At 61.5% G+C, this 24,402-nt stretch carries 28 protein-coding genes; 15 read left to right on the top strand and 13 right to left on the bottom strand.

Going from position 1 to position 24,402, the window contains the following annotated elements; genetic code table 11:
• Position 1: 1 nt before the first annotated feature.
• The 5 genes from ABWV64_RS10575 to ABWV64_RS10595 are packed head-to-tail and all read left to right on the top strand — an operon-like array spanning position 2 to position 3,008.
• A complete protein-coding gene (locus tag ABWV64_RS10575; RefSeq protein WP_353345917.1) occupies positions 2–415 on the top strand; it encodes an HPr kinase/phosphorylase in 414 nt (137 codons plus the stop codon).
• 32 nt (positions 416–447) lie between these two features.
• Complete coding sequence (gene rapZ / locus ABWV64_RS10580) at positions 448–1,431, top strand: RNase adapter RapZ (protein WP_353344985.1); 984 nt, start codon at positions 448–450, stop codon at positions 1,429–1,431.
• Positions 1,428–1,820 (top strand): PTS sugar transporter subunit IIA, encoded by a 393-nt coding sequence (locus tag ABWV64_RS10585; RefSeq protein ID WP_353344987.1) that lies wholly within the window; start codon positions 1,428–1,430, stop codon positions 1,818–1,820. The genes rapZ and ABWV64_RS10585 overlap by 4 nt, the downstream gene beginning before the upstream one ends.
• Before the next feature lie 6 nt (positions 1,821–1,826).
• On the top strand, positions 1,827–2,105 hold the full coding sequence (locus ABWV64_RS10590; protein WP_353344989.1) for an HPr family phosphocarrier protein: 279 nt from the start codon (positions 1,827–1,829) through the stop codon (positions 2,103–2,105).
• Positions 2,106–2,120: 15 nt separating this feature from the next.
• Positions 2,121–3,008, top strand: a complete 888-nt coding sequence (locus tag ABWV64_RS10595) for a lysophospholipid acyltransferase family protein (protein WP_353344991.1) — start codon at positions 2,121–2,123, stop codon at positions 3,006–3,008.
• Between the two features lie 259 nt (positions 3,009–3,267).
• On the opposite strand, the gene ABWV64_RS10600 is transcribed toward ABWV64_RS10595, so the two are convergent.
• Complete coding sequence (locus ABWV64_RS10600) at positions 3,268–4,284, bottom strand: ribose-phosphate pyrophosphokinase (RefSeq protein ID WP_353344993.1); 1,017 nt, start codon at positions 4,282–4,284, stop codon at positions 3,268–3,270.
• Positions 4,285–4,397: 113 nt separating this feature from the next.
• On the opposite strand from ABWV64_RS10600, the gene ABWV64_RS10605 reads away from it, so the two are divergent.
• Both ABWV64_RS10605 and ABWV64_RS10610 read left to right on the top strand, forming a co-directional pair.
• On the top strand, positions 4,398–4,997 hold the full coding sequence (locus tag ABWV64_RS10605; protein ID WP_353344995.1) for a 2-hydroxychromene-2-carboxylate isomerase: 600 nt from the start codon (positions 4,398–4,400) through the stop codon (positions 4,995–4,997).
• Positions 4,997–5,836, top strand: coding sequence for an alpha/beta fold hydrolase (locus ABWV64_RS10610; RefSeq protein ID WP_353344997.1), 840 nt, complete (start codon positions 4,997–4,999; stop codon positions 5,834–5,836). The genes ABWV64_RS10605 and ABWV64_RS10610 overlap by 1 nt, the downstream gene beginning before the upstream one ends.
• Positions 5,837–5,982: 146 nt before the next feature.
• On the opposite strand, the gene ABWV64_RS10615 is transcribed toward ABWV64_RS10610, so the two are convergent.
• The 5 genes from ABWV64_RS10615 to ABWV64_RS10635 form a co-directional block, all read right to left on the bottom strand.
• Positions 5,983–7,029, bottom strand: coding sequence for a threonine aldolase family protein (locus ABWV64_RS10615; RefSeq protein WP_353344999.1), 1,047 nt, complete (start codon positions 7,027–7,029; stop codon positions 5,983–5,985).
• A complete protein-coding gene (locus tag ABWV64_RS10620; RefSeq protein ID WP_353345001.1) occupies positions 7,029–7,499 on the bottom strand; it encodes a YcgN family cysteine cluster protein in 471 nt (156 codons plus the stop codon). The genes ABWV64_RS10615 and ABWV64_RS10620 overlap by 1 nt, the downstream gene beginning before the upstream one ends.
• On the bottom strand, positions 7,496–8,434 hold the full coding sequence (locus ABWV64_RS10625; RefSeq protein WP_353345003.1) for a bifunctional riboflavin kinase/FAD synthetase: 939 nt from the start codon (positions 8,432–8,434) through the stop codon (positions 7,496–7,498). The genes ABWV64_RS10620 and ABWV64_RS10625 overlap by 4 nt, the downstream gene beginning before the upstream one ends.
• A gap of 227 nt (positions 8,435–8,661) precedes the next feature.
• The gene (locus ABWV64_RS10630) at positions 8,662–9,105 is read right to left on the bottom strand and encodes a MaoC family dehydratase (protein WP_353345005.1); all 444 of its coding nucleotides are present in this window, start codon (positions 9,103–9,105) and stop codon (positions 8,662–8,664) included.
• Positions 9,106–9,207: 102 nt separating this feature from the next.
• Complete coding sequence (locus ABWV64_RS10635) at positions 9,208–10,083, bottom strand: TIGR01459 family HAD-type hydrolase (protein WP_353345007.1); 876 nt, start codon at positions 10,081–10,083, stop codon at positions 9,208–9,210.
• Between the two features lie 232 nt (positions 10,084–10,315).
• On the opposite strand from ABWV64_RS10635, the gene ABWV64_RS10640 reads away from it, so the two are divergent.
• Positions 10,316–11,167, top strand: a complete 852-nt coding sequence (locus ABWV64_RS10640; RefSeq protein ID WP_353345009.1) for a delta-class carbonic anhydrase — start codon at positions 10,316–10,318, stop codon at positions 11,165–11,167.
• Between the two features lie 149 nt (positions 11,168–11,316).
• Here ABWV64_RS10640 and ABWV64_RS10645 read toward each other — a convergent pair whose 3' ends face one another.
• Both ABWV64_RS10645 and ABWV64_RS10650 read right to left on the bottom strand, forming a co-directional pair.
• Complete coding sequence (locus ABWV64_RS10645; RefSeq protein WP_353345011.1) at positions 11,317–12,237, bottom strand: manganese-dependent inorganic pyrophosphatase; 921 nt, start codon at positions 12,235–12,237, stop codon at positions 11,317–11,319.
• Positions 12,238–12,433: 196 nt separating this feature from the next.
• The gene (locus ABWV64_RS10650) at positions 12,434–13,099 is read right to left on the bottom strand and encodes a hypothetical protein (RefSeq protein ID WP_353345013.1); all 666 of its coding nucleotides are present in this window, start codon (positions 13,097–13,099) and stop codon (positions 12,434–12,436) included.
• Positions 13,100–13,423: 324 nt separating this feature from the next.
• On the opposite strand from ABWV64_RS10650, the gene ABWV64_RS10655 reads away from it, so the two are divergent.
• The 4 genes from ABWV64_RS10655 to ABWV64_RS10670 all read left to right on the top strand — a co-directional run bounded on the left by ABWV64_RS10655 (position 13,424) and on the right by ABWV64_RS10670 (position 17,403).
• Positions 13,424–13,711, top strand: coding sequence for a co-chaperone GroES (locus ABWV64_RS10655; protein ID WP_353345015.1), 288 nt, complete (start codon positions 13,424–13,426; stop codon positions 13,709–13,711).
• A gap of 49 nt (positions 13,712–13,760) precedes the next feature.
• Positions 13,761–15,410 (top strand): chaperonin GroEL, encoded by a 1,650-nt coding sequence (gene groL / locus ABWV64_RS10660; protein ID WP_353345017.1) that lies wholly within the window; start codon positions 13,761–13,763, stop codon positions 15,408–15,410.
• Positions 15,411–15,639: 229 nt separating this feature from the next.
• The gene (locus tag ABWV64_RS10665) at positions 15,640–16,140 is read left to right on the top strand and encodes a GNAT family N-acetyltransferase (RefSeq protein ID WP_353345019.1); all 501 of its coding nucleotides are present in this window, start codon (positions 15,640–15,642) and stop codon (positions 16,138–16,140) included.
• Between the two features lie 132 nt (positions 16,141–16,272).
• Entirely contained in the window at positions 16,273–17,403 is a 1,131-nt protein-coding gene (locus tag ABWV64_RS10670; protein WP_353345021.1) for an alpha-D-ribose 1-methylphosphonate 5-triphosphate diphosphatase, read from the top strand.
• 10 nt (positions 17,404–17,413) lie between these two features.
• On the opposite strand, the gene ABWV64_RS10675 is transcribed toward ABWV64_RS10670, so the two are convergent.
• The 3 genes from ABWV64_RS10675 to ABWV64_RS10685 all read right to left on the bottom strand — a co-directional run bounded on the left by ABWV64_RS10675 (position 17,414) and on the right by ABWV64_RS10685 (position 19,327).
• Positions 17,414–18,496 carry a 5-(carboxyamino)imidazole ribonucleotide synthase gene (locus ABWV64_RS10675; RefSeq protein WP_353345023.1) on the bottom strand — a complete coding sequence of 361 codons (1,083 nt, stop codon included), beginning with the start codon at positions 18,494–18,496 and terminating at the stop codon, positions 17,414–17,416.
• 19 nt (positions 18,497–18,515) lie between these two features.
• Complete coding sequence (purE, locus tag ABWV64_RS10680) at positions 18,516–19,004, bottom strand: 5-(carboxyamino)imidazole ribonucleotide mutase (protein ID WP_353345025.1); 489 nt, start codon at positions 19,002–19,004, stop codon at positions 18,516–18,518.
• A gap of 98 nt (positions 19,005–19,102) precedes the next feature.
• Positions 19,103–19,327, bottom strand: a complete 225-nt coding sequence (locus tag ABWV64_RS10685) for a YdcH family protein (protein ID WP_353345027.1) — start codon at positions 19,325–19,327, stop codon at positions 19,103–19,105.
• 201 nt (positions 19,328–19,528) lie between these two features.
• On the opposite strand from ABWV64_RS10685, the gene ABWV64_RS10690 reads away from it, so the two are divergent.
• From ABWV64_RS10690 to ABWV64_RS10700, 3 genes are all read left to right on the top strand, one after another.
• A complete protein-coding gene (locus ABWV64_RS10690) occupies positions 19,529–19,945 on the top strand; it encodes an Hsp20 family protein (protein ID WP_353345029.1) in 417 nt (138 codons plus the stop codon).
• A gap of 39 nt (positions 19,946–19,984) precedes the next feature.
• A complete protein-coding gene (locus tag ABWV64_RS10695; RefSeq protein ID WP_353345031.1) occupies positions 19,985–20,224 on the top strand; it encodes a DUF1150 family protein in 240 nt (79 codons plus the stop codon).
• Positions 20,225–20,341: 117 nt separating this feature from the next.
• A complete protein-coding gene (locus ABWV64_RS10700; protein WP_353345033.1) occupies positions 20,342–20,839 on the top strand; it encodes a cytochrome b in 498 nt (165 codons plus the stop codon).
• Between the two features lie 87 nt (positions 20,840–20,926).
• On the opposite strand, the gene ABWV64_RS10705 is transcribed toward ABWV64_RS10700, so the two are convergent.
• Together ABWV64_RS10705 and ABWV64_RS15975 are read right to left on the bottom strand one after the other, a co-directional pair.
• Positions 20,927–22,633, bottom strand: a complete 1,707-nt coding sequence (locus ABWV64_RS10705) for a bifunctional sulfate adenylyltransferase/adenylylsulfate kinase (RefSeq protein WP_353345035.1) — start codon at positions 22,631–22,633, stop codon at positions 20,927–20,929.
• Positions 22,634–22,919: 286 nt separating this feature from the next.
• Positions 22,920–24,359: a phage tail protein gene (locus tag ABWV64_RS15975; RefSeq protein WP_502902645.1), complete on the bottom strand. Its 1,440-nt coding sequence runs from the start codon at positions 24,357–24,359 to the stop codon at positions 22,920–22,922.
• Between the last annotated feature and the right edge of the window lie 43 nt (positions 24,360–24,402).

Genomic DNA, 24,402 nt, shown 5'->3' on the forward strand with positions numbered 1-24,402 from the left:
CATGCAGATCCTTCATGCCACCACCGTGGCCCATGCGGGCCGCGCGGCGATTTTGATCGGCGCGTCGGGGCGGGGCAAATCGGCGCTGGCGCTGGAATTGATGGCGCTGGGGGCGCAGCTTGTGGCCGATGACCGCACGGTGCTGCGCCGCGCGGGCGGGCAGATCATCACCGAGGCCCCCGATGCGATCCGCGGCCGCATCGAGGCGCGTTTTGTCGGCATCTTGCACGCCGAACCCGCCCCCGCCACCGCCGCCGCGCTCATCATCGACCTTGATCGCACCGAGACCGAACGTTTACCGCCGCATCGCAGCAAAAACCTGTTGGGCATTGCGCTGCCCTTGCTTCACAATAGCGAGACCCGCCATTTTCCCGCCGCGATTCTGCAATATCTTGTAGCCGGACGCAGCGATTGAGCGCGCGGACCAAAAGCCAAGGACAAGGCGATATGGCGCAAGCCAGTGACACGAACGCTGCAGACAAGAGCGAGGCCGAGGCAGCGGCCGCCAGCGCGCGCAAGCGGCTGGTTCTGGTGACCGGCCCCTCGGGGGCAGGGCGCACCACGGCGATCCGCGCGCTCGAAGACCTCGGATATGAGGCCATCGACAACCTGCCGCTTACGTTGATGCCGCGGCTTTTGGACGGCGCGGTCGAGCGCCCCTTGGCCATCGGTATCGACGTGCGCAACCGCGATTTTTCCACCAATGCGCTGATCGCCTTTATCGACGGGTTTGCCGCCAAAGACGGCGCCGCGCCGCTCGAGGTGCTCTACCTTGATTGCCGCGCCGATGTGTTGATCCGCCGGTTTTCCGAAACCCGCCGCCGCCATCCTTTGGCCCCCGCCGAAAGCGCTGCGCAGGGGGTGGAGCGCGAATTGGACCTGCTCGGCCCGATCCTTGCGCGCGCCGACATCCTGATCGACAGTTCGGATTTGACCCCGCATGATTTGCGCGCCGAGATCGAGCGCCTCTTTGCCACCACCAAGGGCCAGACGCTGGCCGTTTCGATCAATTCCTTTTCCTACAAACGCGGATTGCCGCGCGGCATGGATATGGTCTTTGACGGGCGGTTCTTGCAAAACCCCTATTGGCGCCCCGAATTGCGCGGGCTGGACGGGCGCGATGCGGCGGTTGCCGACTATGTGCGCGCCGACAAACGCTTTGACAGCTTCTTTGAAAAAGTGCTCGATTTGACCCAGATGCTGCTGCCCGCCTATATCGAAGAGGGCAAGGCGCATTTTTCCATCGGCTTTGGCTGCACGGGGGGGCAACACCGTTCGGTTGCCCTGACGGAAACACTTGCAAAGGCCCTTGCACAGCACGGCTGGCAAGTGTCAATTAGGCACCGCGAAATAGAGCGGCGCTTGGGCGGTCTCGCTCCAACGCAACAGGGCGCGCAGGGCGTGCAACAAACTGGGGAACCGCAGGCTTGATCGGTATCGTTATTGTCGCGCATGGAGGGCTGGCCAAGGAGTATCTGGCCGCCATCGAGCATGTCGTCGGCACACAGCGCGGCATTCGCGCCATCTCCATCGAGGCCGATCACGACCGCTCGGGCAAAGAGACCGAGATTTGCATCGCCGCCAATGAGGTCGATAGCGGCGACGGAGTTGTCGTGGTGACCGATATGTTTGGCGGCTCGCCCTCGAACCTGTCGCTTCTGGCCTGCGCCCCCGAAGGCCGCCGCATCCTATACGGCGCCAATCTTCCGATGCTGATCAAACTGGCGAAATCGCGCCAATTGTCCGTCGGCGACGCCGTGCGCGCCGCCATGGAAGCGGGCCGCAAATATATTGACAGCCAGAACATTAGCACAGAGTAGAGTTTTATGTCCGATACCGTTACCCGCCATATGCCCATCGTCAATGTCAAAGGCCTGCACGCGCGCGCCTCGGCCAAATTCGTCGAGGTGGTCGAAGCCTTTGACGCGCGCGCCGAAGTCTCCCATGACGGCAACAGCGCCTCGGGCGACAGCATCATGGGGCTTTTGATGTTGGCAGCCGCCAAGGGAACCACTATTGACGTCCAAACGACCGGCCCCGACGCCGTCGCTCTGGCCGATGCGCTGGAAACGCTTGTCGCGGACCGCTTTGGCGAAGACATGTAGGCACATCGGGGCAACGTGGTAGAGAGTTCTCATCAATCCGGCGCGGCAAAGCCGCCTCAGGCGCCCGAAACGGTCACCTTTACGACCTATGACCGGCGCTCGCTGACCTATGCCAACTCTTTTGACAGCCCGCTCAAATCCACCGCCATCCGCACGATGGAATGGATGACCGGCAAATTGACCATCCTGCGATTGGTGCGGCAATTCGAACGCGACGGCGCCCCCACGGGGCAAGCCTTCTGGCGCGCGGCGCTGGGGACCATGGGGATCGATCTGCTGACCCCGCCCGAGCAATTGGCCAATATTCCCAAAGACGGCCCCGTCGTGGTGGTGGCCAATCACCCGCACGGGATGGTGGACGGCATGATCCTTGCCGATCTGATCGGCCGCGTGCGTCCCGATTACAAAATCCTCACCCGCGCGTTGCTTACCGGCATCGACGAGGTGGCCTCCTCCTATATGATCCCCGTGCCCTTTCCGCATGAAGAGGACGCTCAGCGCAAATCGGTGGAAATGCGCGCCAAAGCCATGGCCCATCTCAAGGAGGGCGGCTTGATCAGCCTCTTTCCCTCCGGCGTTGTGGCCGCCTCCAAAACCATGTTCGGCCCCGCCATCGAGGCCGAATGGAACGTCTTTACCGCGCAATTGATCCGCCGCTCGGGCGCGCGGGTCGTGCCGATTTTCTTCACCGGCGCCAATTCGCGCTGGTATCAGATGGCCAACCGCCTCTCGGCGACCCTGCGCCAAGGATTGTTGCTGCACGAGATCGTCCATTCGCTCAACAAACCGCAATCGCCCATCGTCGGCGCGCCGCTCACCGACGCGCAGATGGAGCGCCTGCACAGCGATCCGCGCGGCTTTATGGCGTGGCTGCGTGAACATACGCTGAGCCTGCGCGGCTGACGCCCGCCGCCCGCGCGCGCCCCTTCCTTCCTCCGCGCCAAACCCCAAGAACACCTCGCAAAATCCCGCGCCGCCGCGCTTGCCCGTCCCCGCCGCGGCCCCGCGCCTTTGCAGGTTCCCCAAATATCCTCGCCGAAGGCGCATCTGTCCAACCGCGATCCCGCCTGCGATCCCCATGCGCCCCTTGCAGCAAACCCATCCCAAACGCAAAAGGGCCGCCCGAAGGCAGCCCCCAAATGCATGTCGCGCGGCGCAGACCTCAGGTCTTGAACACGCCTTCATAGATCGGTTCAAGCGTCTCGGTCTCGAACAAAGACGAGACCGAAGTGCCGCTCCAGATGTTCAAAATCGCCTGCGCAAACATCGGCGCGGTCGGCAGGATGCGGATATTGGGCGCGTTTTTCACCGCTTCGGTCGGCTCGATGGAATCGGTGATGACCAAGGATTTCATCACCGAATTGGTCACCCGCTCCACCGCAGGGCCGGACATCACCCCATGGGTGATATAGGCATGCACCTCGCTGGCGCCATTCTCGAGCAGCACTTCGGCCGCCTTGCACAGCGTGCCCGCCGTGTCGCACATATCGTCGACGATGATGCATTTCTTGCCCGTCACATTGCCGATCACCGTCATTTCGGCAATCTCGCCCGGCTTCTCGCGGCGCTTGTCGACGATGCTGAGCGGGGCATTGATCCGCTTGGCCAACTCGCGCGCCCGCGCCACGCCGCCCACATCGGGCGAGACCACCATCACATCCTCCAAAGCGCCTTTGAATTGCTCTTTGATATCGAGCGCAAAGATCGGCGAGGCGTAAAGGTTGTCCACCGGAATGTCGAAAAACCCTTGGATCTGCGCCGCATGCAGGTCCAGCGTCAAAACCCGCTCGATCCCCGCCTCGACGAGCATATTGGCGACCAGTTTGGCCGAAATCGGCGTGCGCGCCTTGGTGCGGCGGTCTTGGCGGGCATAGCCGAAATAGGGGATCACGGCGGTGATGCGGCTGGCCGACGAGCGGCGCAAAGCGTCCGAAATAATCAACAATTCCATCAGGTTATCGTTCGCAGGGCGCGAGGTCGATTGGATGATGAACATATCCTCGCCGCGCACATTCTCGTAGACCTCGACGAAAATCTCTTGGTCGTTGAAGCGTTCGACCCGCGCATCCACCAATCCGACGTTGCGCCCGCGGTGCATCGACATGCGGCGGGTGATGGCATTGGCCAGCGGCAGGTTGGCGGTGCCTGAAATCATTTTCGGTTCGGTGGTGCTTGGCATGTGCGATTGGTCCCCGGCGCAAGTGTTGTCGGCGCATGGCAGAATCGCGCCGTTGACACGGCTTAGCATGGCCTTAACCTGTGGCAAAGCTATCCGGAGGAGCGCGTCGCAAAATGCCCGCAATAAAATACTATTTCTCGGTTCTGTCGCCCTATGCCTATCTGGCGGGCACGCGGCTTGAGGAAATCGCCGCCCGTCACGGCGCCGACATCACCTATAAACCCTTCGATCTGCTCACCGCCTTCGGGCGCACCGGCGGGGTCAAACCGGCGGATCGCCATCCCGCGCGGCTGGAGTATCGGGCGCAAGAGTTGCCGCGCCAAGCGCGCAAGAACGATATGGCCTTCAACTTGCGCCCCGCCCATTGGCCGGTCAATGCCGCGCCCGCGTCTTATGCGATCATCGCCGCGCAGGCCGCAGGCGGCGGCGATCTGGGCGCGCTGACCCATAGCATTTTGCGCGCCACTTGGGCCGAAGAGCGCGATATCTCGCAAGATGCGGTGATCCGCGAGGCGCTGCAAAGCGCCGGATTTGACCCCGCGCTGGCCGATAGCGGATTGCTGACCGGCGCCGAGACCTATGCGCAAAACCTCGAGGATGCGGTCAGCGACGGCGTCTTCGGCGCGCCCTTCTATGTGGTTGATACGGGGCAAAAATTTTGGGGTCAGGACCGTCTCGACGACCTTGATTTGCACCTGTCCGGAAAGCTCTGATGCCGCATGATATTCGCGGTGGGCACGAGACCCACTGGCGCCAGTTCGGCCATGGGCCGCGCGCGGCCTTGATGATCCATTGCTCCTTGGCCAGCTCGGGCGCATGGGCGGGGGTGGCCGAGCATTTCAAAGACGATCTGACCATGACGGCCTTTGATTTGCCCAGTCACGGCAAAAGCGCCCGATGGGACCGGCGCGGCGATCTGCAGGATCTTTGTGTTGCCATGGCCAAAGATTTCTGGACCGCGCAGGCGGGCGAGGCGGGTCCCGTTCTGGACGGTCCGGTCGATGTGATCGGCCATAGTTTCGGCGCGACGGTGGCCTTGCGTTTGGCGGTGGAGCACCCCGAAAAAATCCGCAGCCTGACGATGATCGAACCGGTCTATTTCGCCATCTATTACGCCGACGACCCCGATGCGCGCGCCGAGCATGAGGCGCAAAACGCCGAGTATCGCGCCGCCGTGGCGCGCGGCGATGATGCGGCGGCGGCCAAGGCGTTTGTCGGGGCATGGGGCGACGGGCGCCCGTGGGACAGCCTCGCGCCCGAGGCGCGCGCGCGGATGATCGAGCAAATCCATACGATCTCGGCCGTCGCCCCCGCGATCTATGACGACCGCTCCGGCATTATTGCTTCCGGCGCGCTGGAGCGGCTCGACCTGCCGGTTCTGCTCATCGACGGGGCGCAAAGCTCGCCCCATATCGCCACGATCAACGAGGGGCTGAAGCGGCGGATCAAGGGCGCGCAGCGGGTGCAAGTGCAAGGCGGCCATATGGCCCCGATCACCGATCCGGCGCCCGTGGCGCAGGCCCTGCGCGCGCATCTGTTCGGCGGGTCCTGAGGGGGCGGGGCCTGAACGGCGGGTCATCAGGCGTGCATCAAAGCGCCGCCGCCCGCCGCGCCAAACCCCGATCCGCCACCGACGCAATACCGACAAAATACCGACGCGATACAGACAGCGGGTTTTGCGCCCCGATCCCGCGCGTCTCAGCCGCGCAAAATGTCCAAGAATGCGTCGATCTGCGCCCGCTCGATCGCCCAGTCACACACCAGCCGCGCCTCCAAAGCCTCCTGCGGATCGGCGCCCTCAAGGCTGCCCGACCAGACATAATAGGCCGCGCCCGTATCGTGCAAACGCTGATGCGCGGCGCGCGAGAAGGCGCAAAAAATCATATTGGCCTGCGGCTCGTAAACAAAGGAGGTGCCTTCGATCTGGCGCAACCCTTCGGCCAGATAGGCGGCATTGTCATTGGCCTTGCGCGCCGATGCGATCCACAAATCCCCCTCCAGATAGGCCCGCATCTGCAGCGACAGATAGCGGTGTTTGGAAAACAGATGCGCCCCGCGTTTGCGGCGCAGCTCGAATTCCCAAGCCTTTGAAGGATCGAAGAAAATTACCGCCTCGACGCCCATAAGCCCGTTCTTGGTGCCGCCAAAAGACACCGCATCCACGCCCGCTTTCCACGTCATTTCCGCCGCCGTGCACCCCAGCGCCACAAGCGCATTGGCAAAGCGCGCGCCGTCCATATGCACGGGCAGGCCAAAGCCCTTGGCCACATCGCAAAGCCCGCGCAACTCACCGAGCGAATAGAGCGTGCCGCGCTCGGTCACCTGCGTGATCGACACCGGCCCGCGCTGCGGCCCGTGCACGCCGCGGGTCTGCTCGCCCGCGATGGCAGCGTGCAGCTCCTCGGCGCCCATCTTGTCGCCCCGCCCCACAAGCGTCAGCTTCGCCCCGCCCGAATAGAACTCAGGCGCGTTGCATTCATCTTCGTGGATATGCGCCACCGAAGAGCAAAAAATCGTTTGCCACGGGTCACTTAGCGTCGCCAGAGCCAAAGCGTTCGCCGCCGTTCCCGTGGGCACCAGATAGACCGCCGCCTCGGGGGCTTCGAATATCTCGCGCAGCCGCGCCGTGACCTCCACCATGGTCTGATCGACGCCGTAAGAGGGGGCATATCCGGCGTTGCCAGCGGTCAAAGCCTCCATCACCGAGGGGTGCACGGGGCCTGCGTTGTCAGAGGCAAAAAACATCAGATCGGCTCCTCAATGATATGGTCTTCCCAATCGTCCTCATGGACCTCGAATTCGGGCAGGGTGCGGCCCCTCATCGATACACCCGCGCGGTGGGTGCTTTCGGGATCGCCGGTGATCAACGGATGCCAATCGAACAAGGGTTTTCCTTGCCAAATCAACCGGTAAGCGCAGGTTTGCGGCATCCAATAGGCATGTTGATCAAGGTTCTTGGGCGAGAGCACGATGCATTCGGGGACGAATTGATGGCGGATGTCATATTGGCTGCAATGACAGCTTGCGTCGTCCAGAAGCCGGCAGGCGATACGGGTCAGGGCGACCTCGCCCGTGTCCTCGTCTTCGAGCTTGTTGAGGCAGCATTTGCCGCAGCCGTCACACAGCGCCTCCCACTCCTTTTGCGTCATCCGGTCGGGGCGCACGGTCTCCCAAAACTTCGGGCGCAAACCGGAGCGGTCGATCGGCTCGCTCATAGCGCGTCCAAAATTTGCCGCGCCTTGCGGCAATCCGCGTCCATCTGTTCGATCAGCGCCTCCAGCCCGTCGAATTTCAATTCGGGCCGCAGGAAATCGACAAGCCCGACCGACAGCGGGGTGCCGTAAAGATCGCCTTTGAAATCAAAGATATAGGTTTCAAGGTTGGGGGTTTCGCCGTCAAACATCGGCCGCACGCCAAGCGAGGCTGCGCCGTGATAGGTGCCCTTATGGGGGCCTTCGAGCACATCGACCAAAGCCGCATAAACGCCGAATTTGGGTTGGTGCAATCCGGTGATGTTCATGTTGGCGGTGGGATAGCCAAGCTCGCGCCCGCGCTGCTCGCCGCCGACGACTTTACCCTCGATGCGGTGCCAATGGCCCAGCATCGCCGCCGCGTCGCGCGGACGCCCTTCGCTTAGCGCGGTGCGGATCGCCGTCGAGGAAACCTCGCCCGTATGGCCTTCGAGCAATTCGGCAATGCTGACGCCAAAGCCCAGTTTCGCGCCAAACGCTTGAAGGTCCTCGACATTTCCGGCGCGTCCCTTGCCAAAGCAAAAATCGGCCCCGACCACCACATGGCGCAGGCCCAGCCCCTCGTGGATCACCTTGCGGGCAAAATCTTCGGGGCTGAGTGCCGAAAGGGCGGCGTTGAAATTCAGCTCATATAGCCGCTCGACCCCGAGTTTTTCGAGCCGATGCGCCCGCGCCGCACGGCCCATTAACCGAAAGGCAGGCGCGTGGGGCGCAAAATATTGGCGTGGATGCGGCTCAAAGGTCATCACCCCCAAAGGCGCGCCGATTTTGCCGCCCTCGCGGCGGGCAATATCGATGACCGATTGGTGGCCCAGATGGACGCCGTCGAAATTGCCAATCGCGGCAGAGGCGCCGCGGTCGGTTTCGGATACGAAGTGATAGTCTCGGATGATGCGCATGGGGCAGGGTTAGCGCCCGAAAGCGGCGCGCGCAAGCCCTCAAGCAGCGAAGCGTTAGGGCAAAAACAAGCCCTCAAGCAGCGGAGCGTTAGGGCACCAACAAGCCCTCAAGCAGCGAAGCGATAGGGCACAAACCTGCCCTCAAGCAGCGAAGCGTTAGGGCGAAAACCTGCCCTTGGGCGGGCAGGGGAGGGCGGCGCAAGAGGGCGCGCCGCCATGGGTAAGCGTCAGTCGAATTTGCGCGAGGGCGCCAGAACCGTGGCCTCGCCGGCCAGAACCTTTTTGCCGTCGACTTTACAGATGCAATCAAGCTGCACGCGGCGCTTGGCATAATCGACGCCGATGACCTTGACCTCGGCATAGACCACATCACCCGGGCGCACGGGGCCGAGGAATTTGAGCGTCTGGCCCATGTAGATCGTGCCGTGACCGGGCAATTGTTCGCCAATCACCGCAGAGATCAGACCGGCGGTCAGCATCCCGTGGGCAATGCGCCCTTCAAAGATCGTGTCTTGGGCATAGGCATCGTCGAGGTGCACGGGGTTATGATCGGTGGAAACCTCGGCAAACAGCTCGATATCGCGGTCGGTGACCTCTTTGCGCAAATGGCGGGTCATCCCCATTTCGATGTCTTCGATACAGATTGTGCCGCGGGGCATATTGTCCAACATTAGGCCCTCCGTCTGGTCCGCGAGGTAATAATTCGCCGCATGGGCGGCTGTTCATGAAACTTTATTACTTTGCAGGTGCAGAAAATCAACCCCCTATTTGGACTAACGTAGCTGTCCGATGGTGAAAGTCGGGGAGGCGTTTTCCTTTTCAAGATAGGCGGTTAGGGCCTGCTCGTCAGGGTGCTGGGCGGTTTTCGTCTCGCGCGCAGCCAGACCGCCGGAGATGAAAAGAGAATCGATATCCTCGCCCATGGCCCCTGCAATGTCGGTATGCAGCCCGTCGCCGACGGCCAAAATCCGCTCGCTGGGCACATCACGGCCAAGGCTGGCGAGGCGGCGGCGCGCCAGATCATAGATCGGCGGATGCGGTTTGCCGAAATAGAGGCTCTCGCCGCCCATCTCGGTATAGAGCCGCGCCAAAGCCCCCGCGCACCATTCGCGCGTCTCGCCGCGGTCGACGACGATATCGGGGTTGGCGCAGAGCAGTTTGAGCCCCTTTTGTTTGGCATATAGGAACGCCGCGCGGTTCACATCGGGGTCGGCCATCGGATCGTCAGGGCCGCAGCAGACGATGCCTTCGGCCTCGTCCAGCGGAACGATTTTGATCTCGACGGGATCTTCGATCACGCTCATCGGTTCGAAGAATTCCGCGTCGCGCTCCCATTCGCCCATGAAATGCACCTTTGATCCCACGGCCCCGCGAAACATCGCCGCGCGGGCGCTGTCGCCGGAGGTGGCGATCACGTCCCATGCGTCTTCGGCCACGCCGAATTTACCCAGTTGCACCGCCACGCCCTTGCGCGGTTTGGGCGAGTTGGTGACCAAAACCACCGTGCCGCCGCTTTTGCGATAGGTTTGCAAGGCCGCCACCGCCGAAGGGATCGCGCGCACCCCGTCATGCACGCAGCCCCACAGATCGACGAAAAGCGCATCATAGGGGGTGGAAATGTCGGAGAGCGATTGGATAATCTGGGTCATGGCGGGCCTTTGGGGCTGGAAGCAATATCCCAGACCTAGCGCTTGGCCGTCCGAAGGGAAAGGGGCGGTTTGCGGGCCTGCTTGCGATTGCGATGGGCGCCGCGCCGTCTTGCGCCGATCCGCATGGTGCAGCCCTGTCGCCCCTTGATGAATCGCGGCAGGGTTTCCTATAACCGATATGTGCCGCGCCGCTGGGGCGCGTATTGCTGTTTTATCTAGAAAAGGGATTGTTATGAAGAAAGCTATTTTTGGGCTGGGTGCCATTGCTGTCGTTGTCGCAACGAGTGCCGCCGCGAAAGATGAGCAGGCCATGGCCTCCGATGACGTGATCGCGGCGCAACGCGCCGCTTTGGCCGCTGCCACCGACGGCAAAGGATATGGCCCGCAATCGCCGCGCGATATTTCGACTGCGGCGGGGAACAACACCCGTGTGTTCAGCGAAGCACCAGCCGCCACCGCGATGAGCCTGTGCGACATTCATTTCCATGAGAACGCCGAACATAAAGGCGGGGAATTTACGACCTATGCCGGCAATGGTGACGGGCATGGCTACGGGACCGGTTTCAAATATGACGGCACGCTGAGCGCGGCCGAACTGGCGCCCATTGACCGCGTGATCGGCGCGTCCGAGCATGGCGATCTGGTGCCGGGTGACACGATCGAAGTGCATTTCGTGCATTCGACGGCCCAAGCGAGCCTCGGCAACAGCCTTGGCACCTGTCTGAGCGAGGCCATCGGCAATCCGCAACTGCGTGTCGAAACGGTTGTGGCGGTCTTGGTGTCGGAGGGCGGCGCCGATTTCAATCAAATGGCGAAGATCGAACAGATCAATGGATTGAACCAAGTGCCGAACCTGCCGGACACTCTGGGCACGCCGGTGGTTTACGAAGGATCGACCACGGGACCCGGTTACAACGAAAAAGGCTCGCCGTTTCAGGTGACATGGAGCGTGCGCCCGCAGGTGGCCAAGGTCAATATCGGCAGCCTTGGCGATTGGTTGGAGGACAATCCCTTTGACGAGGATCACGCCCATGGGGTGCGCAATCTCGTGCTCAATCCCGATCTGCTTTCTGCGATCGATTGATGGAACGATCCGCGCTTTGACCGGCGCGGGCCCCGCGCGGGGCCGCCCCCCGCGCAGATACACCCAAGGATAAAGCAAAGGCCGGTGCATCTGCGCACCGGCCTTTGTAGTGTCTGACGGCTGGGCCTTGATGGGCCGCCGCAGTCGGATCAGACCTTGAGGTTCGGGATGATCTGTTTCTTGCGGCTCATGATGCCAGGCAAGACAACGGCGTCGCCCTCTACGCTGGCGTCAAAGCTCTTCTCGGCCACGGCTTTGACCACATCGTTTTGCACAAACAGCGTGGCTTCCTCGTTGAGGATATCCACAACAAAGAGCAAGACGTGATCGACGCCGTCTTCCTTGGCCACATCGACCATGGAGTTCAAAAGGCTCGCCTTGCGGTCCAGAACGATTTTCGGCGCGGTGGTTTCCAAAACCGAGACGCGGAATTTCACGTCGCCCACGGCATATTCCTTGCTGTCCATGCGGATCAGTTCGGCATCGGAAAAGGCCGAGACGTCGGATTTGGCTTCGAACATTTCCGAGGCATAGGCGGACAGATCGAGGTTCAATTCACCGGCCAGTTGCTGTGCCAGCGCCTTGTCTTGGTCGGTGGTGGTCGGGCTGCGGAATTCCAACGTGTCCGACAAAATGCACGACAGCATCGCGCCTTTGATATTGTCGGGCATTTTCGACGCGTTCTCGCCCATCAGGTTGTGCATGATCGTCGCGGTGCAGGCCAAAGGTTTGATCGTGATGTCGATCGGGCCGCGTGTTTCCAGACCGCCGACCAATTTGTGGTGGTCGATGATTTGCACGATATTGGCGTCATTGATCGAGGCGGGCAATTCTGCGGGGTTGTTGGTGTCGACGATCACAACGTCATCCTCGGCGGTGACATCCGCAATGATGGCGGGTTTTTCAAAACCCCATTTTTCCAGCATGAAGGCCGCTTCGGTGTTCGGCTCGCCCAAAAGGCGCGCCTCGGCGGGGGTGCCGCGCACCTCGCTCAGATACCACGCCCAGATGAGCGGCGAGCCGGTGGAATCGGTGTCGGGGGATTTGTGGCCAAAAACGAGTGTGGTCATGTCGGATCCTCGGGGGTTATTTGACAAAGGCTTTTGAATGATTTCGCCGCCTTATAGGGTGCGAAATCCGCCTTGTCACCCGCCAGAAAGTCGCGCGGCGCCTTAGGCGGCAATCAGCCCCGCGCGCGCGCCCGTTCCCGAATGCGCCGTCACCATGTTTACCGCGCCCGCGCGCTTGTTTTGGCGCGCCGCACGGCTATGCGGGTGCCGATGGGGCCGCTGCGGGCCGACGCCGCAGCGAGCCCAAACCGGCCAGCGCGCAAAGCAGCAATCCCCCCGCTGCGGGCAAGGGGACCTCGGGCAAGGTGAAATCGTCATAATCCACGCCCACGGTGATATGGGTGGCGGTGAATTCGGGATAGCCCTCGCCGCTGACCGGCCCGTAGGAGGTCATCACCAGCGGATCGATATGCAACCGGAACCCCGTGAGCGCGCCGCTGCCCGTGCCCATATCGAGATCGTCGTCGATGAATTCCTGATTGCTCCACAGGTCTTCGTAATCGTCGCTGACCTCGGTGGGAAACTGGTCGCCGCTGCCGCGCAGCTCCAGCGTATATTGAAACTGGATGCGCAGGGTCTGCGTGCTCTCCAAAGTGATGTGCAGCGATCCAAGCCCCGCGCCTTCGGCGGTGAGCGCAAAGTCGTCGAAGAACACATCGACATACAGCCCGTCGGTCCCGTCGATCACATAATCATCGCCGCCATTGAGCGCGATCCGCCCCGTGCTGACCACATCGTTGTGGATATCGTCTTCGGTCAGCGTGATCTGGTCTCGGTCGAAATGCAATGTGATGGCCTGCGCAGGGGCGACGGCGCACAGCAGCGCGATCACAGCGCGAGAGGCAAGTTTGGCGAGGGTCATGAAACGGCTCCTTGGGGTGTGACTATAGGGGCGCAGCCGCGCAGGTCCTTGGCCCGTCGGGGCCGAGGCTTGGCCGCTGATCGTCTTTGCATAGGGCGATTATACACGAGGCGTCGCGCGCCGTCTCTGCGCGAGATCAAACCGCGCTGCGCCCCGCGCATCTGTCGCGCATCTGTGCTGTGCAAAATTATTCGCGCTTGGTTGTTGACTCGCCCTCGCCACCTGCCTAGCTATACGCCGTTATCACTCGCGCTAGGTGAGTGATAATAGTCCTCCCCAGCGGGGGACCGAATTTGAAACTTTGAGTTCAAGGGAGCCTCGAAGATGGCCTTTACACCGCTGCACGACCGCGTGCTTGTCCGTCGCGTTGAAAGCGAAGAGAAAACCGCAGGCGGATTGATCATCCCCGATAGCGCCAAAGAAAAACCCGCCGAAGGCTTGGTTGTTTCGGTTGGCGCCGGCGCCAAAGACGACGACGGTGATCGTATCGCCATGGATGTCAAAGCAGGCGACAAAATCCTGTTTGGCAAATGGTCCGGCACCGAAGTCACGATCGACGGCGAAGAGCTGCTGATCATGAAAGAATCCGACATCATGGGCATCATCGCCTAATCCGATCGTCGCAATTTAACACTCAATTTTCAGTCAAGGAGAGACGCATATGTCTGCCAAGGACGTCAAATTCAGCACCGACGCACGCAACCGCATGCTCAAAGGTGTCAACATTCTCGCCGATGCGGTCAAAGTGACCCTCGGTCCCAAAGGCCGCAACGTGGTTTTGGACAAATCCTTCGGTTCGCCCCGCATCACCAAAGACGGTGTTTCGGTCGCCAAAGAGATCGAGCTTGAAGACAAGTTCGAAAACATGGGCGCGCAGATGGTCAAAGAAGTGGCTTCGCGCACCAATGACGAGGCCGGTGACGGCACCACAACGGCCACCGTTCTGGCCCAAGCCATCGTCAAAGAGGGCATGAAGTCGGTCGCCGCGGGCATGAACCCGATGGACCTCAAGCGCGGTATCGATCTGGCGACCTCGAAAGTCGTCGAAGCGATCAAAGCCGCCGCACGTCCCGTGAACGACAGCGACGAAGTCGCCCAAGTCGGCACGATCTCGGCCAACGGCGAAGCCTCCATCGGTCGCCAGATCGCCGATGCGATGCAAAAAGTCGGCAACGAAGGCGTGATCACCGTCGAAGAGAACAAAGGCCTCGAAACCGAGACCACCGTTGTCGAAGGCATGCAATTCGACCGCGGCTACCTGTCGCCCTATTTTGTCACCAACCCTGACAAAATGATCGCAGACCTCGAAGACTGCATGGTCCTGCTGCACGAGAAAAAACTCTCGTCGCTGCAGCCGATGGTTCCGCTGCTCGAGCAAGTCATCCAGTCGCAAAAACCGCTTCTCATCATCGCAGAAGACGTCGAAGGCGAAGCATTGGCGACCCTCGTGGTCAACAAGCTGCGCGGCGGTTTGAAAATCGCAGCCGTCAAAGCACCTGGTTTCGGCGATCGCCGCAAAGCCATGCTGCAAGACATCGCGATCCTCACCGGCGGTCAGGTGATCTCGGAAGATCTCGGCATGAAGCTGGAGTCCGTGACCATGGACATGCTGGGTTCGGCCAAGAAAATCACCATCACCAAAGACGAAACCACCATCGTTGACGGCGCTGGCGAGAAGGCAGAGATCGAAGCACGCGTGGCCCAGATCAACACCCAGATCGGCGAAACCACATCCGATTACGACCGCGAAAAACTGCAAGAGCGTCTGGCGAAACTCGCTGGCGGTGTTGCCGTGATCAAAGTCGGCGGCATGACCGAAGTCGAAGTAAAAGAGCGCAAGGACCGCGTTGACGACGCATTGAACGCAACCCGCGCAGCCGTGCAAGAAGGCGTGATCGTCGGCGGCGGTGTGGCCTTGGTTCAAGCGGGCAAATCGCTCGAAGGTCTGACCGGCGAGAACTCCGATCAAAACGCAGGTATCGCCATCGTGCGCAAAGCGCTCGAAGCGCCGCTGCGCCAGATCGCGGAAAACGCCGGTGTTGACGGTGCGGTTGTTGCGGGCAAAGTCCGCGAGAGCACCGACCTGACCTTCGGCTTTAACGCGCAAACCGAAGAATATGGCGACATGTTCAAATTCGGCGTGATCGATCCGGCCAAAGTGACCCGCACCGCACTTGAAGACGCGGCGTCGATCGCTGGCCTCTTGATCACCACCGAAGCCATGGTTGCCGATCTGCCCGCCAAAGAAGGCGCAGCAGCTGGCGGCATGCCCGATATGGGCGGCATGGGCGGCATGGGCGGCATGATGTAAGCCACTGCCTAACAGGCATGATGATTGCGAAGGGCGGCTCCTTGAGGGGGCCGCCCTTTTGCATGGGATCTATGCGGATCCCTGCCGACGGGGGACGGAAATTGAATGATAATTGGGCAATGGGCGGCGCCATCGGGCCGGTGTTCCACCCCAAGCTGAGTAACCCATTGTCACGGATCACCCATTGGCGGTAAGTTGTCTGGATCGGAGCGGGAGTGATTTTATGGGTGTGCAAACTATCAATCGGATCGATCTGCGTCCTGTTGAGGCCGAGGATCACCTTGGCGTTTCCATTTTGCTTACCACCGTTTTTGACAGCCCCGAACCCGCCCGTATGTTGGTCAAGCTGCGCGAACACCAAGAGGTCGCGATGGAGGTCGTCGGGAAACATGAGGGCCGCATCTACGGTTATCTGGCGATGACGCGCCATCCGCGTCCGGCAAATTGGTGGGGGCTGACCTTGGTTGCGATCTCGCCTGCCTATCAAAGCGCGGGGCTGGGCAGCCGCTTAATCCGCCACGGGCTTGACCTTGCCCGCCGCGCGGGCGCCCCTGCGGTGACGGTCCAAGGCGCGCCAGAGTATTACAAACGCTTTGGCTTCTCGATCGATGCCGCGCGCAACCTGCGCATCAGCCACGGCGCGGATATGACCATGGTCTATCCCCTTGATCGCGGCACCTCCGGATATGACGGCACGCTGACCTTCCCCTCCGGCTACGCCCATTTTTGACACGCCCGCCCGCCCCGCGCCGCGCTGCATTTGTCCAAAAGGGCTTTGCCGCGGCCTGAGAATGGCATAGGACGACCCCGAAAATATATGGCGCCGCGAGGCTGCGGCGCGACGGGCACGGGCGGGGACGATATGCGGTTGCAACTCAATGGCGCGATGATCTTGCAAGACGGGCAAATGCAGCGCGCGGATATCGGCGTCGAGGCGGGTGTTTTTGCGCAAACCGGCGGCAAAGCGGTCGATCTGCGCGGCTATCACATCCTTCCTGGTATGATCGACATCCACGGCGACGGCTTCGAGCGCCACATCGCCCCGCGCCGCGGCGCGATGCGCGATATGTCTGTGGGCGTTCTGTCGACCGAGGCGGAATTGGCGGCCAACGGGTTCACCACCGCCGTTCTGGCGCAGTTCTATTCATGGGAAGGGGGGATGCGCGGGCCCGAAGCGGCCGAGCGGTTTTGCACCGCGCTCGCCGCCACGCGCAGCTCTTGCGACACCGACCTGCGGCTCCAGCTGCGTTTCGAGATGAACCTTCTCGACCACTACGCCGCCTTTGAGGCTTTTGCCGATGCGGTGGGCTGTGATTATGTGGTGTTCAACGACCACCTGCCGCACGACAAGCTCGCCGCCGGAAAACGTCCGCCGCGCCTTGTCGGCACCGCGCTCAAATCGGGGCGCAATCCCGAGGTGCATTTGCAGATGATGCAAGAGCTGCACGCGCGCCGCGCCGAGGTCCCCGCCGCCGTCGAGGCGCTTGCCGCGCGGCTCGGCGCCAAAGGATACCGCCTTGGCAGCCATGACGAACGCACCGCCGAGGGCCGCGCCAGATGGCGCGACATGGGGGTGCGCATTGCCGAATTTCCCGAAACCTTCGAGGCCGCCGAGGCCGCGCGGGCAGGGGGCGATGGCATCATCTTGGGCGCGCCCAACGTCATGCGCGGCGGCTCGCATTCGGGCAATGTCAGCGCGCTCGATTTGATCCGCGCGGGTCTATGCGATGCGCTGGCCTCCGATTACCACTACCCCGCCGCGCGGGTCGCGGCGCTGCAACTGGCCGAAGAGATCGGGATCGCGCGGGCGTGGGATCTCGTCTCGGCAGGGCCTGCGCGGCTCTTGGGGCTGACGGATCGCGGGGCGATTGCCGAGGGGCTGCGCGCCGATTTCGTGGTGCTTGACCCGCGCAGCGGACGGCTTGGCGCCACCTTCGCGGGCGGGCGCGCCACCTATATGAGCGGCGAGGTGGCGGCGCGGTTTATCGCTTGATCACGGGGGCTTAGCCCTTTTTGATGCGATTGACGTGGCCCATCTTGCGGCCCGCTTTGACATCGGCCTTGCCATAAAGATGCAAGGCGGCATTGCTTTCGCGGGCAATCGCCTCGACACGGTCCATATCGTCGCCGATCAGGTTTTCCATCACCACATCGCTGTGGCGCACCCCGTCGCCCAAAGGCCATCCGGCCACGGCGCGGATGTGCTGTTCGAATTGGTCAACGGCGCATCCGTTTTGCGTCCAATGGCCCGAATTATGCACGCGCGGGGCAATCTCGTTGACGATCAACCCGCCGCGCGTGACGAAAAGCTCGACCCCCATCACCCCGACATAGTCCAGCGCATTGAGGATATTAGCGGTCAGCAAAACCGCATCCATCCGTTGCGAGGCGGTCAGCGTCGCGGGCACGGTTGTAGAATGCAAAATGCCGCCACGGTGCACATTCTCGCCCGGATCGAAACAGGCCACATCGCCGTCCGCGCTGCGCGCGCCGATGACCGAGACCTCATGAGTGAAATCGACAAAGCCTTCGAGAACCGAAGGCGCATCGGCCATATCGACCCATGCCTGTGCCGCATCCTCGGGCGATTTGATCCGCGCTTGCCCCTTGCCGTCATATCCGAAACGGCGGGTTTTGAGGATCGCGGGCGTGCCGATCTTGGCAATCGCCGCATCCAGATCGGCGGCGCTTTCGACATTGGCATAGGGCGCCACCGTCAGGCCCAGAGAAGTCAGAAAATCCTTTTCCGTGATCCGGTCTTGGGAAATGCGCAGCGCCTCGCGGTTGGGGCGGATCGGGCGCAGGTTTTCCAAAATATCGAGCGCGGATGTGGGGATGTTTTCAAACTCATAGGTGATCACATCGACGCTTCGGGCAAAGCGTTCGAGCGCCTGAACATCATCATATGCGGCGTGCATATGAAAATTCGCCACGTGGCTGGCAGGGCAATCGCCCGCAGGCTCATAGACGCAGGTTTTGAACCCCAATCGCGCCGCCGCGACCGACAGCATCCGGCCCAGTTGCCCGCCGCCCAAAATGCCGATCACGGCGCCGGTTTTCAAAGGTGCATCGAGGGTCGGAGCCATATACGTGGGCCTTTATGTCTTATTGATCAACAGGTTCGTCGGGGATCGAGGCCGAAAGCGCGGCGCGCCATGCATCCAGCCGCTCGGCCAAAGCCGGATCGGAAATGGCCAAAATACCGGCCGCCATAAGGCCCGCATTGGCCGCGCCCGCCGCCCCGATGGCCATAGTCGCCACGGGAAAGCCCTTGGGCATTTGCACGATGGAATAGAGGCTGTCGACCCCCGAAAGCGCCCGCGTTTGCACCGGCACGCCAATCACCGGCACGCGGGTTTTCGACGCCATCATGCCAGGCAGATGCGCCGCGCCGCCCGCGCCCGCGATGATCACCCTAAGACCGCGCCCTGCGGCCTCTTTGCCATAGCTCCAAAGCCGGTCGGGGGTGCGATGCGCCGAGACGATTTTTTTCTCATAGGCGATGCCCAATTCGTCCAAAATATCGGCGGCCTCTTTCATCGTGGGCCAATCGGATTGGCTGCCCATGATAATGCCGACGTGAAGCTCTGCCATGATCGCATCCTTTGCGGGTGGGGGCGGGTTTTGCAAGCGCGCACTATAGCCGCGCGCGGGCTGGGCGCAACATCGGCGAGGGCCGAAAACGGCGCGGTTCAGGCAATGATATCGGGGGTCAGGCGGTCTTCGATCTGCGCGATCAGGTCTTTGAGCCGCAATTTGCGTTTTTTGAGCCGCTGCATGGTCAACGCATCCGCCGTGCCGCGTTCGGTCAGGGCATGGATCGCCTCGTCCAGATCGCGGTGCTCGCGTTTGAACACCTCCAGCTCCACCCGCAAAACCTCGTCGGTTTTCATCGAAATGTCGCTTTGCGCGTTCATCGGCATGATTCCATATTGTGCTAGAGGCTATAACATACTGAAAATCCCGCCTTTAGCCAAGCTTTTGCCGACAGCCGCGCGCGGATCAAGGCGCGCAAACCCCTTGCACAGGCCGAAATCGCTTCCCATATTGAGCCTGTAGCGGTTGCCGATGATCGGGGCCGCGCACAATGGACTGTCGCTTGGCTTGAGGACGTGTCGATGACGAAACTGACTTTGGGATCTCACCCCTATCTTTTGGGGTTCGAGCAATTGGAACGGCTGCTGGAGCGCAATGCCAAGATCGGCAATGAGGGCTACCCGCCGTTCAACATCGAACAAACATCGCAAAATTCCTACCGCATCACATTGGCGGTGGCAGGATTTGCCGAACGCGATCTGTCGATCACCGTCGAGGACCGGCAATTGGTGATCCGCGGGCGTCAAAGCGAGGAGGGCGAGGACCGCGTGTTTTTGCACCGCGGGATCGCCGCGCGTCAATTCCAGCGCAGCTTTGTTCTCGCCGACGGGGTCGAAGTGGGCGAGGCGATCATGGAAAACGGTTTGCTGCATGTGGACCTGAGCCGCGCCGAGCCGGAAACCATGGTGCAGGTGATCAACATCCGCAAAGGCGACTAACGCCCAAGCGGCCCATTTGAACGCGAAAGGAGCGGTGCGATGGATGCGAATTTTGATTTTGACAAGCTGATGCAGGGCGGCTCGCAGGCCGAGATCGTCTATGTGCGCGCGGTGAAAACCGCCGATCTTCCGGATGATGTGCGCGAAAAGGCCGAAGGGCTGGAGCAGCTATATTCCGTCCATAAGGTCAGCGGCGAACGTCTGGCCTTGGTCGCGGATCGCAAGCTGGCCTTTGTGCTGGCGCGCCAACACGATCTTGCGCCGGTGATGGTGCACTAACGATATATGCGGGCCGCGCGGGCAAAGCTTCGCGCGGCCTGCGGGTATATTTTCGACGGAACGCGCGGCGCCCTGCGTTTAGGTCTCAAGAATGGACCCGAACGAAAGGATGCCGCCATGGCCGCAGATACACCTCAAACCGCTGTCCGCTATTCGCGCGTGCAAATCGCTCTGCATTGGGGGATCGCCGCGCTTTTTGCGTTTAACTACATCGTCTCCGATGGCATGGGACGCGCGCTGCGCAATTTTTCGCAGACTGGCATTAACGACAGCCTCACGGCACAGCTGCATATCATCGGCGGGGTCTCCTTGCTGGGCTTAATGGTGCTGCGGCTTGTGTTTCGCGCGCTGCATGGTGCGCCGCCCCATGCCCGCAGCGGCCACCCCTTGATGGATAAAGCTGCGATCTGGGGGCACCGCGCGCTCTATGCGCTGTTGTTTTTGCTCCCCGCGGCGGGGCTTGCCGCATGGTTTGGCGGCATCAAGGCAGCGGGCGAGGCCCATGAGGTCTTGGTCAACCTCACGGTGCTTTTGATCGCCGGCCATATCGCAGCGGCGCTCTATCACCAGTTTATCGTCAAAGATCACCTGCTGGACCGGATGCGGCCGCAATAGCGCGCCGCGCTTCGCGGCCCAAAGACGAAAAACGCCCCCTGCATCACATGCAAGGGGCGTTTTGATCTGTCTGGCGCGGGTTGCGGATTATCCCGCGATCAGGCCCATTTGCTCCAGCTTGAGCAGAACCTGATGGGCGCAGTTGTCCACATCGACATTCTCGGTCTCGACGCGCAACTCGGGGTTGGCGGGCACGTCATAGGGATCGGAAATACCGGTGAATTCCTTGATCTTGCCTTCACGCGCCAGCTTGTAGAGACCCTTGCGGTCGCGCTTTTCGCATTCCTCGATCGTGGTGGCGACATGCACTTCGATGAAGGCACCGAATTGCTCGATGTCCTCGCGCACGGCGCGGCGGGTGGTGGCATAGGGCGCGATGGGCGCGCAGATGGCGATGCCGCCGTTCTTGGTGATTTCCGACGCGACATAGCCGATGCGGCGGATGTTCAGATCGCGGTGCTCTTTGGAGAATCCCAGTTCCGACGACAGGTTCTTACGCACGATGTCGCCATCCAAAAGCGTTACGGGACGGCCGCCCATTTCCATCAGTTTCACCATCAAAGCATTGGCGATCGTGGATTTTCCCGAACCGGAGAAGCCGGTGAAGAAGACGGTAAAACCTTGCTTGGAGCGCGGCGGTTTGGTGCGGCGCAATTCCTTGACCACTTCGGGGAAGGAGAACCATTCAGGGATTTCCAGACCTTCGGCCAGACGGCGGCGCAATTCGGTGCCCGAGATGTTGAGGACTTTCGTGCCTTCTTCGATCTCGTCGGCAGGTTCGTATTGTGCGCGGTCTTCGACCCAAACCATATGTTTGAAGTCGACCATTTCGATGCCCATTTCCTCTTGGTGCGCGCGGAACAATTCCTGCGCATCATAGGGGCCGTAGAAATCTTCGCCTGCCGAGTTGGAGCCGGGTCCGGCATGGTCACGGCCAACGATGAAATGGGTGCAGCCATAGTTGGCGCGGATCAATCCGTGCCATACCGCCTCGCGCGGGCCTGCCATACGCATGGCCAGCGGCAAGAGCGACATCGTGGTGGTCGAGGCCGGATATTTATCCAAAACCGCCTCATAGCAACGCACGCGGGTGAAGTGATCCACATCGCCCGGTTTGGTCATGCCGACAACGGGGTGGATGAGCAGGTTGGCTTGGGCTTCCTTCGCGGCGCGGAAGGTCAATTCTTGGTGCGCGCGGTGCAACGGGTTGCGGGTCTGGAAGGCCACAACGCGGCGCCAGCCCAGTTTGCGGAAATAGGCGCGCAACTCGTTGGGCGTGTCGCGGCGGGCGCGAAAATCGTAATGCACGGGCTGCTGGATGCCAGTGACAGGGCCGCCGAGGTAGACCTTGCCCGCGTGGTTGTGCAGGTAGTTCACCGCCGGATGTGCATCGTCATCTGCGCCAAACACTTTTTCGGCCTCAACCGCTTTGTTCGGCACCCAATTGTCGGTGACGGTCATGGTTGCGAGGATCACGCCCTCTTGGTCGCGCAGCGCAATATCTTGCCCCGCTTCGAGCGATCCGGCGAAGTCCTCGCTCACATCCAAAGTGATCGGCATCGGCCACAGGCTGCCATCGGCGAGGCGCATGTTCTCGACGACGCCGTCGTAATCCTCTTGGGTCAAAAAGCCCTTGAGCGGGTTGAAGCCGCCATTCATCAGCAGTTCGAGGTCGCAAATCTGACGCGGGGTCAGATCCCAGCTGACCAGATCGGCCGCTTCGACTTTCAGCTTCTGAGCGCTCTCATAAGAAACGTAAAGCTCGGGAATGGGGTTCAATGGGGCGTTTTGCATTTAAAGACTCGCGTGACAAAGCTTCGGAAAAGCAGCGGGCGGGCCACGCTGCGGATAGGGGCCGCTTTGCAGGGTTTTGATGCAAATTTCAAGCGGCATGGCGCAATGGGGCAATATTAGGTGCGAAAATGCCGCGCTGCGGCGTTAGCGGTGGAGGTTTTCCTAGATAATCGCTCCGCAATGGAATGATTGTCGCCAAACCGCGCATATAAAGAGATTCGCTCACCGCAAACGCAAACGCGGCGCCCATGGGCACCGCGTTTGGAATTCTGTCTTGAGCGCTTGCTCAGGTTTGGGCGGCTTTGCTGCGGCGCGCGGCGCGCAGACCGCCGATCCCGCCCAATCCCGCAATCAACAACCATGCCGCGGCAGGCAGCGGTACGGCAGGTGCGATTTCGCGGGTGATGTCGTGATCATGCACGGCCATTTGCGAGACGTCGAACGAGGCAAACTCGTCGCCAAGGATCTGCCCCAACCGCACGCTTCCGAGCGGGCCAAAGGTCTCGCCCGTCCCGATCGCGGTGCGGCCTGCAAGGTTCGGCAAGGCAAAGGTTTCGCGCCCGTCACCGCCATAGGTCGTTCCCAAAAGGGAAAACAGCGCTTGATGGTGCACGATCGGAAGCAATTGCCCCGCCGCTTGCATCCATCCCGAGGGCACAAAGTTGCCCGCGAAAATTGCGATCTCGCCAAGGAAGGGCGCAAACTCGCTGCTGGCGCTTCCGCTGGAGGGGAAAAGGCCTTCGGTCGCGATCAGATAGTTCATGACCAAAGACGGATCGACATTGTTAAAGCTGCCGATGCCGCCCGCCGCGCCGGTCACACCGCCCGCATCGGGGTCCGTATGGCTGTGCGAGGGCATATCCGCCTCGGTCAACGTCACGGTTTGTGCGCCCGTTTGCCTGCCCACTTCGCCAAAGGGCAAACCTGCCGCAGCGCCGATGACCATGCGCTCCTCGGTGTCCGGCATCGCAAACGTCGAGCGCCCGTCACCGCCAAAATTCGTGCCGATGAGCGAAAACAGGGCGGTGTTATCGGTGATCGGGGTCAGCTGGCCAATGGCTTCGACAGTCCCGCGGTCAAGGTCGGGGCCCTCGTCGAGCGCCGCATCCATGGTGACAAAACCCATGGTTTCATTGGGCGCGGGGGTAGAGCCGCCGCTTCTGGAGGGGTAGACACCTTGCGTGACGATTTCATAGCTGAGCGCCAAGGTCGGTTGCCCGTGGTCGATGGGCGCGCCGCTGCCGGTGCTGCTTGTGTCAACGTCAACGGTGGTGTGGCTATGGCTCGGCAAATTGGCCTCGCTCAGCGTCAGGGTCGGGGCACCTGACCGGCGCCCCATGCCCTGATCGCCAAATCCCGATGCACCCACCACCGCGCGGCCGCGTAGGTCGGGCAAGGCAAAGGTGGTGCGTCCGTCGCCGCCATAGGTCGTGCCAAGCAGAGAAAACAGTGCCTGATTTTGCGAGATGCTCAGGATTGAGCCGTCGGCGATGTGGTAATCTCGCGGAACGCTGTGCTCTCTGCCCGCAAAAAACTTCACCTCGCCCATGTCTTGGAAGAGGCCCTGCGTGCGGATGATCGCGGTCAGGCCCAAAGAGGGCTGCAGGGTGCTGATCGGGGCGGAGGCGCCCGCGGTGCCGGTCGTTGTGGTTGTGGTGCCAAGGCTCAATGTGGTTGCGGCGGCGGGCAGGGCGCCAAACGCAACACAAAGCGCGGAGGCGGTCATGGCCCGCCGAAGAGAATAATGAGGTGTCATGCGAAATAGCGTC

The organism is Litorivita sp. NS0012-18, assembly GCF_040371945.1.
Lineage (GTDB): Bacteria > Pseudomonadota > Alphaproteobacteria > Rhodobacterales > Rhodobacteraceae > Litorivita.

Bases quoted from the DNA above. Each gene is read 5' to 3' on its own strand.
- ABWV64_RS10575 (WP_353345917.1), top strand. From the start codon at position 2: ATGCAGATCCTTCATGCCACCACCGTGGCCCATGCGGGCCGCGCGGCG.
- rapZ (WP_353344985.1), top strand. From the start codon at position 448: ATGGCGCAAGCCAGTGACACGAACGCTGCAGACAAGAGCGAGGCCGAG.
- ABWV64_RS10590 (WP_353344989.1), top strand. From the start codon at position 1,827: ATGTCCGATACCGTTACCCGCCATATGCCCATCGTCAATGTCAAAGGC.
- ABWV64_RS10600 (WP_353344993.1), bottom strand. From the start codon at position 4,284: ATGCCAAGCACCACCGAACCGAAAATGATTTCAGGCACCGCCAACCTG.
- ABWV64_RS10605 (WP_353344995.1), top strand. From the start codon at position 4,398: ATGCCCGCAATAAAATACTATTTCTCGGTTCTGTCGCCCTATGCCTAT.
- ABWV64_RS10610 (WP_353344997.1), top strand. From the start codon at position 4,997: ATGCCGCATGATATTCGCGGTGGGCACGAGACCCACTGGCGCCAGTTC.
- ABWV64_RS10615 (WP_353344999.1), bottom strand. From the start codon at position 7,029: ATGTTTTTTGCCTCTGACAACGCAGGCCCCGTGCACCCCTCGGTGATG.
- ABWV64_RS10620 (WP_353345001.1), bottom strand. From the start codon at position 7,499: ATGAGCGAGCCGATCGACCGCTCCGGTTTGCGCCCGAAGTTTTGGGAG.
- ABWV64_RS10625 (WP_353345003.1), bottom strand. From the start codon at position 8,434: ATGCGCATCATCCGAGACTATCACTTCGTATCCGAAACCGACCGCGGC.
- ABWV64_RS10630 (WP_353345005.1), bottom strand. From the start codon at position 9,105: ATGTTGGACAATATGCCCCGCGGCACAATCTGTATCGAAGACATCGAA.
- ABWV64_RS10635 (WP_353345007.1), bottom strand. From the start codon at position 10,083: ATGACCCAGATTATCCAATCGCTCTCCGACATTTCCACCCCCTATGAT.
- ABWV64_RS10640 (WP_353345009.1), top strand. From the start codon at position 10,316: ATGAAGAAAGCTATTTTTGGGCTGGGTGCCATTGCTGTCGTTGTCGCA.
- ABWV64_RS10645 (WP_353345011.1), bottom strand. From the start codon at position 12,237: ATGACCACACTCGTTTTTGGCCACAAATCCCCCGACACCGATTCCACC.
- ABWV64_RS10650 (WP_353345013.1), bottom strand. From the start codon at position 13,099: ATGACCCTCGCCAAACTTGCCTCTCGCGCTGTGATCGCGCTGCTGTGC.
- ABWV64_RS10655 (WP_353345015.1), top strand. From the start codon at position 13,424: ATGGCCTTTACACCGCTGCACGACCGCGTGCTTGTCCGTCGCGTTGAA.
- groL (WP_353345017.1), top strand. From the start codon at position 13,761: ATGTCTGCCAAGGACGTCAAATTCAGCACCGACGCACGCAACCGCATG.
- ABWV64_RS10670 (WP_353345021.1), top strand. From the start codon at position 16,273: ATGCGGTTGCAACTCAATGGCGCGATGATCTTGCAAGACGGGCAAATG.
- ABWV64_RS10675 (WP_353345023.1), bottom strand. From the start codon at position 18,496: ATGGCTCCGACCCTCGATGCACCTTTGAAAACCGGCGCCGTGATCGGC.
- purE (WP_353345025.1), bottom strand. From the start codon at position 19,004: ATGGCAGAGCTTCACGTCGGCATTATCATGGGCAGCCAATCCGATTGG.
- ABWV64_RS10685 (WP_353345027.1), bottom strand. From the start codon at position 19,327: ATGAACGCGCAAAGCGACATTTCGATGAAAACCGACGAGGTTTTGCGG.
- ABWV64_RS10690 (WP_353345029.1), top strand. From the start codon at position 19,529: ATGACGAAACTGACTTTGGGATCTCACCCCTATCTTTTGGGGTTCGAG.
- ABWV64_RS10695 (WP_353345031.1), top strand. From the start codon at position 19,985: ATGGATGCGAATTTTGATTTTGACAAGCTGATGCAGGGCGGCTCGCAG.
- ABWV64_RS10700 (WP_353345033.1), top strand. From the start codon at position 20,342: ATGGCCGCAGATACACCTCAAACCGCTGTCCGCTATTCGCGCGTGCAA.
- ABWV64_RS10705 (WP_353345035.1), bottom strand. From the start codon at position 22,633: ATGCAAAACGCCCCATTGAACCCCATTCCCGAGCTTTACGTTTCTTAT.
- ABWV64_RS15975 (WP_502902645.1), bottom strand. From the start codon at position 24,359: ATGACCGCCTCCGCGCTTTGTGTTGCGTTTGGCGCCCTGCCCGCCGCC.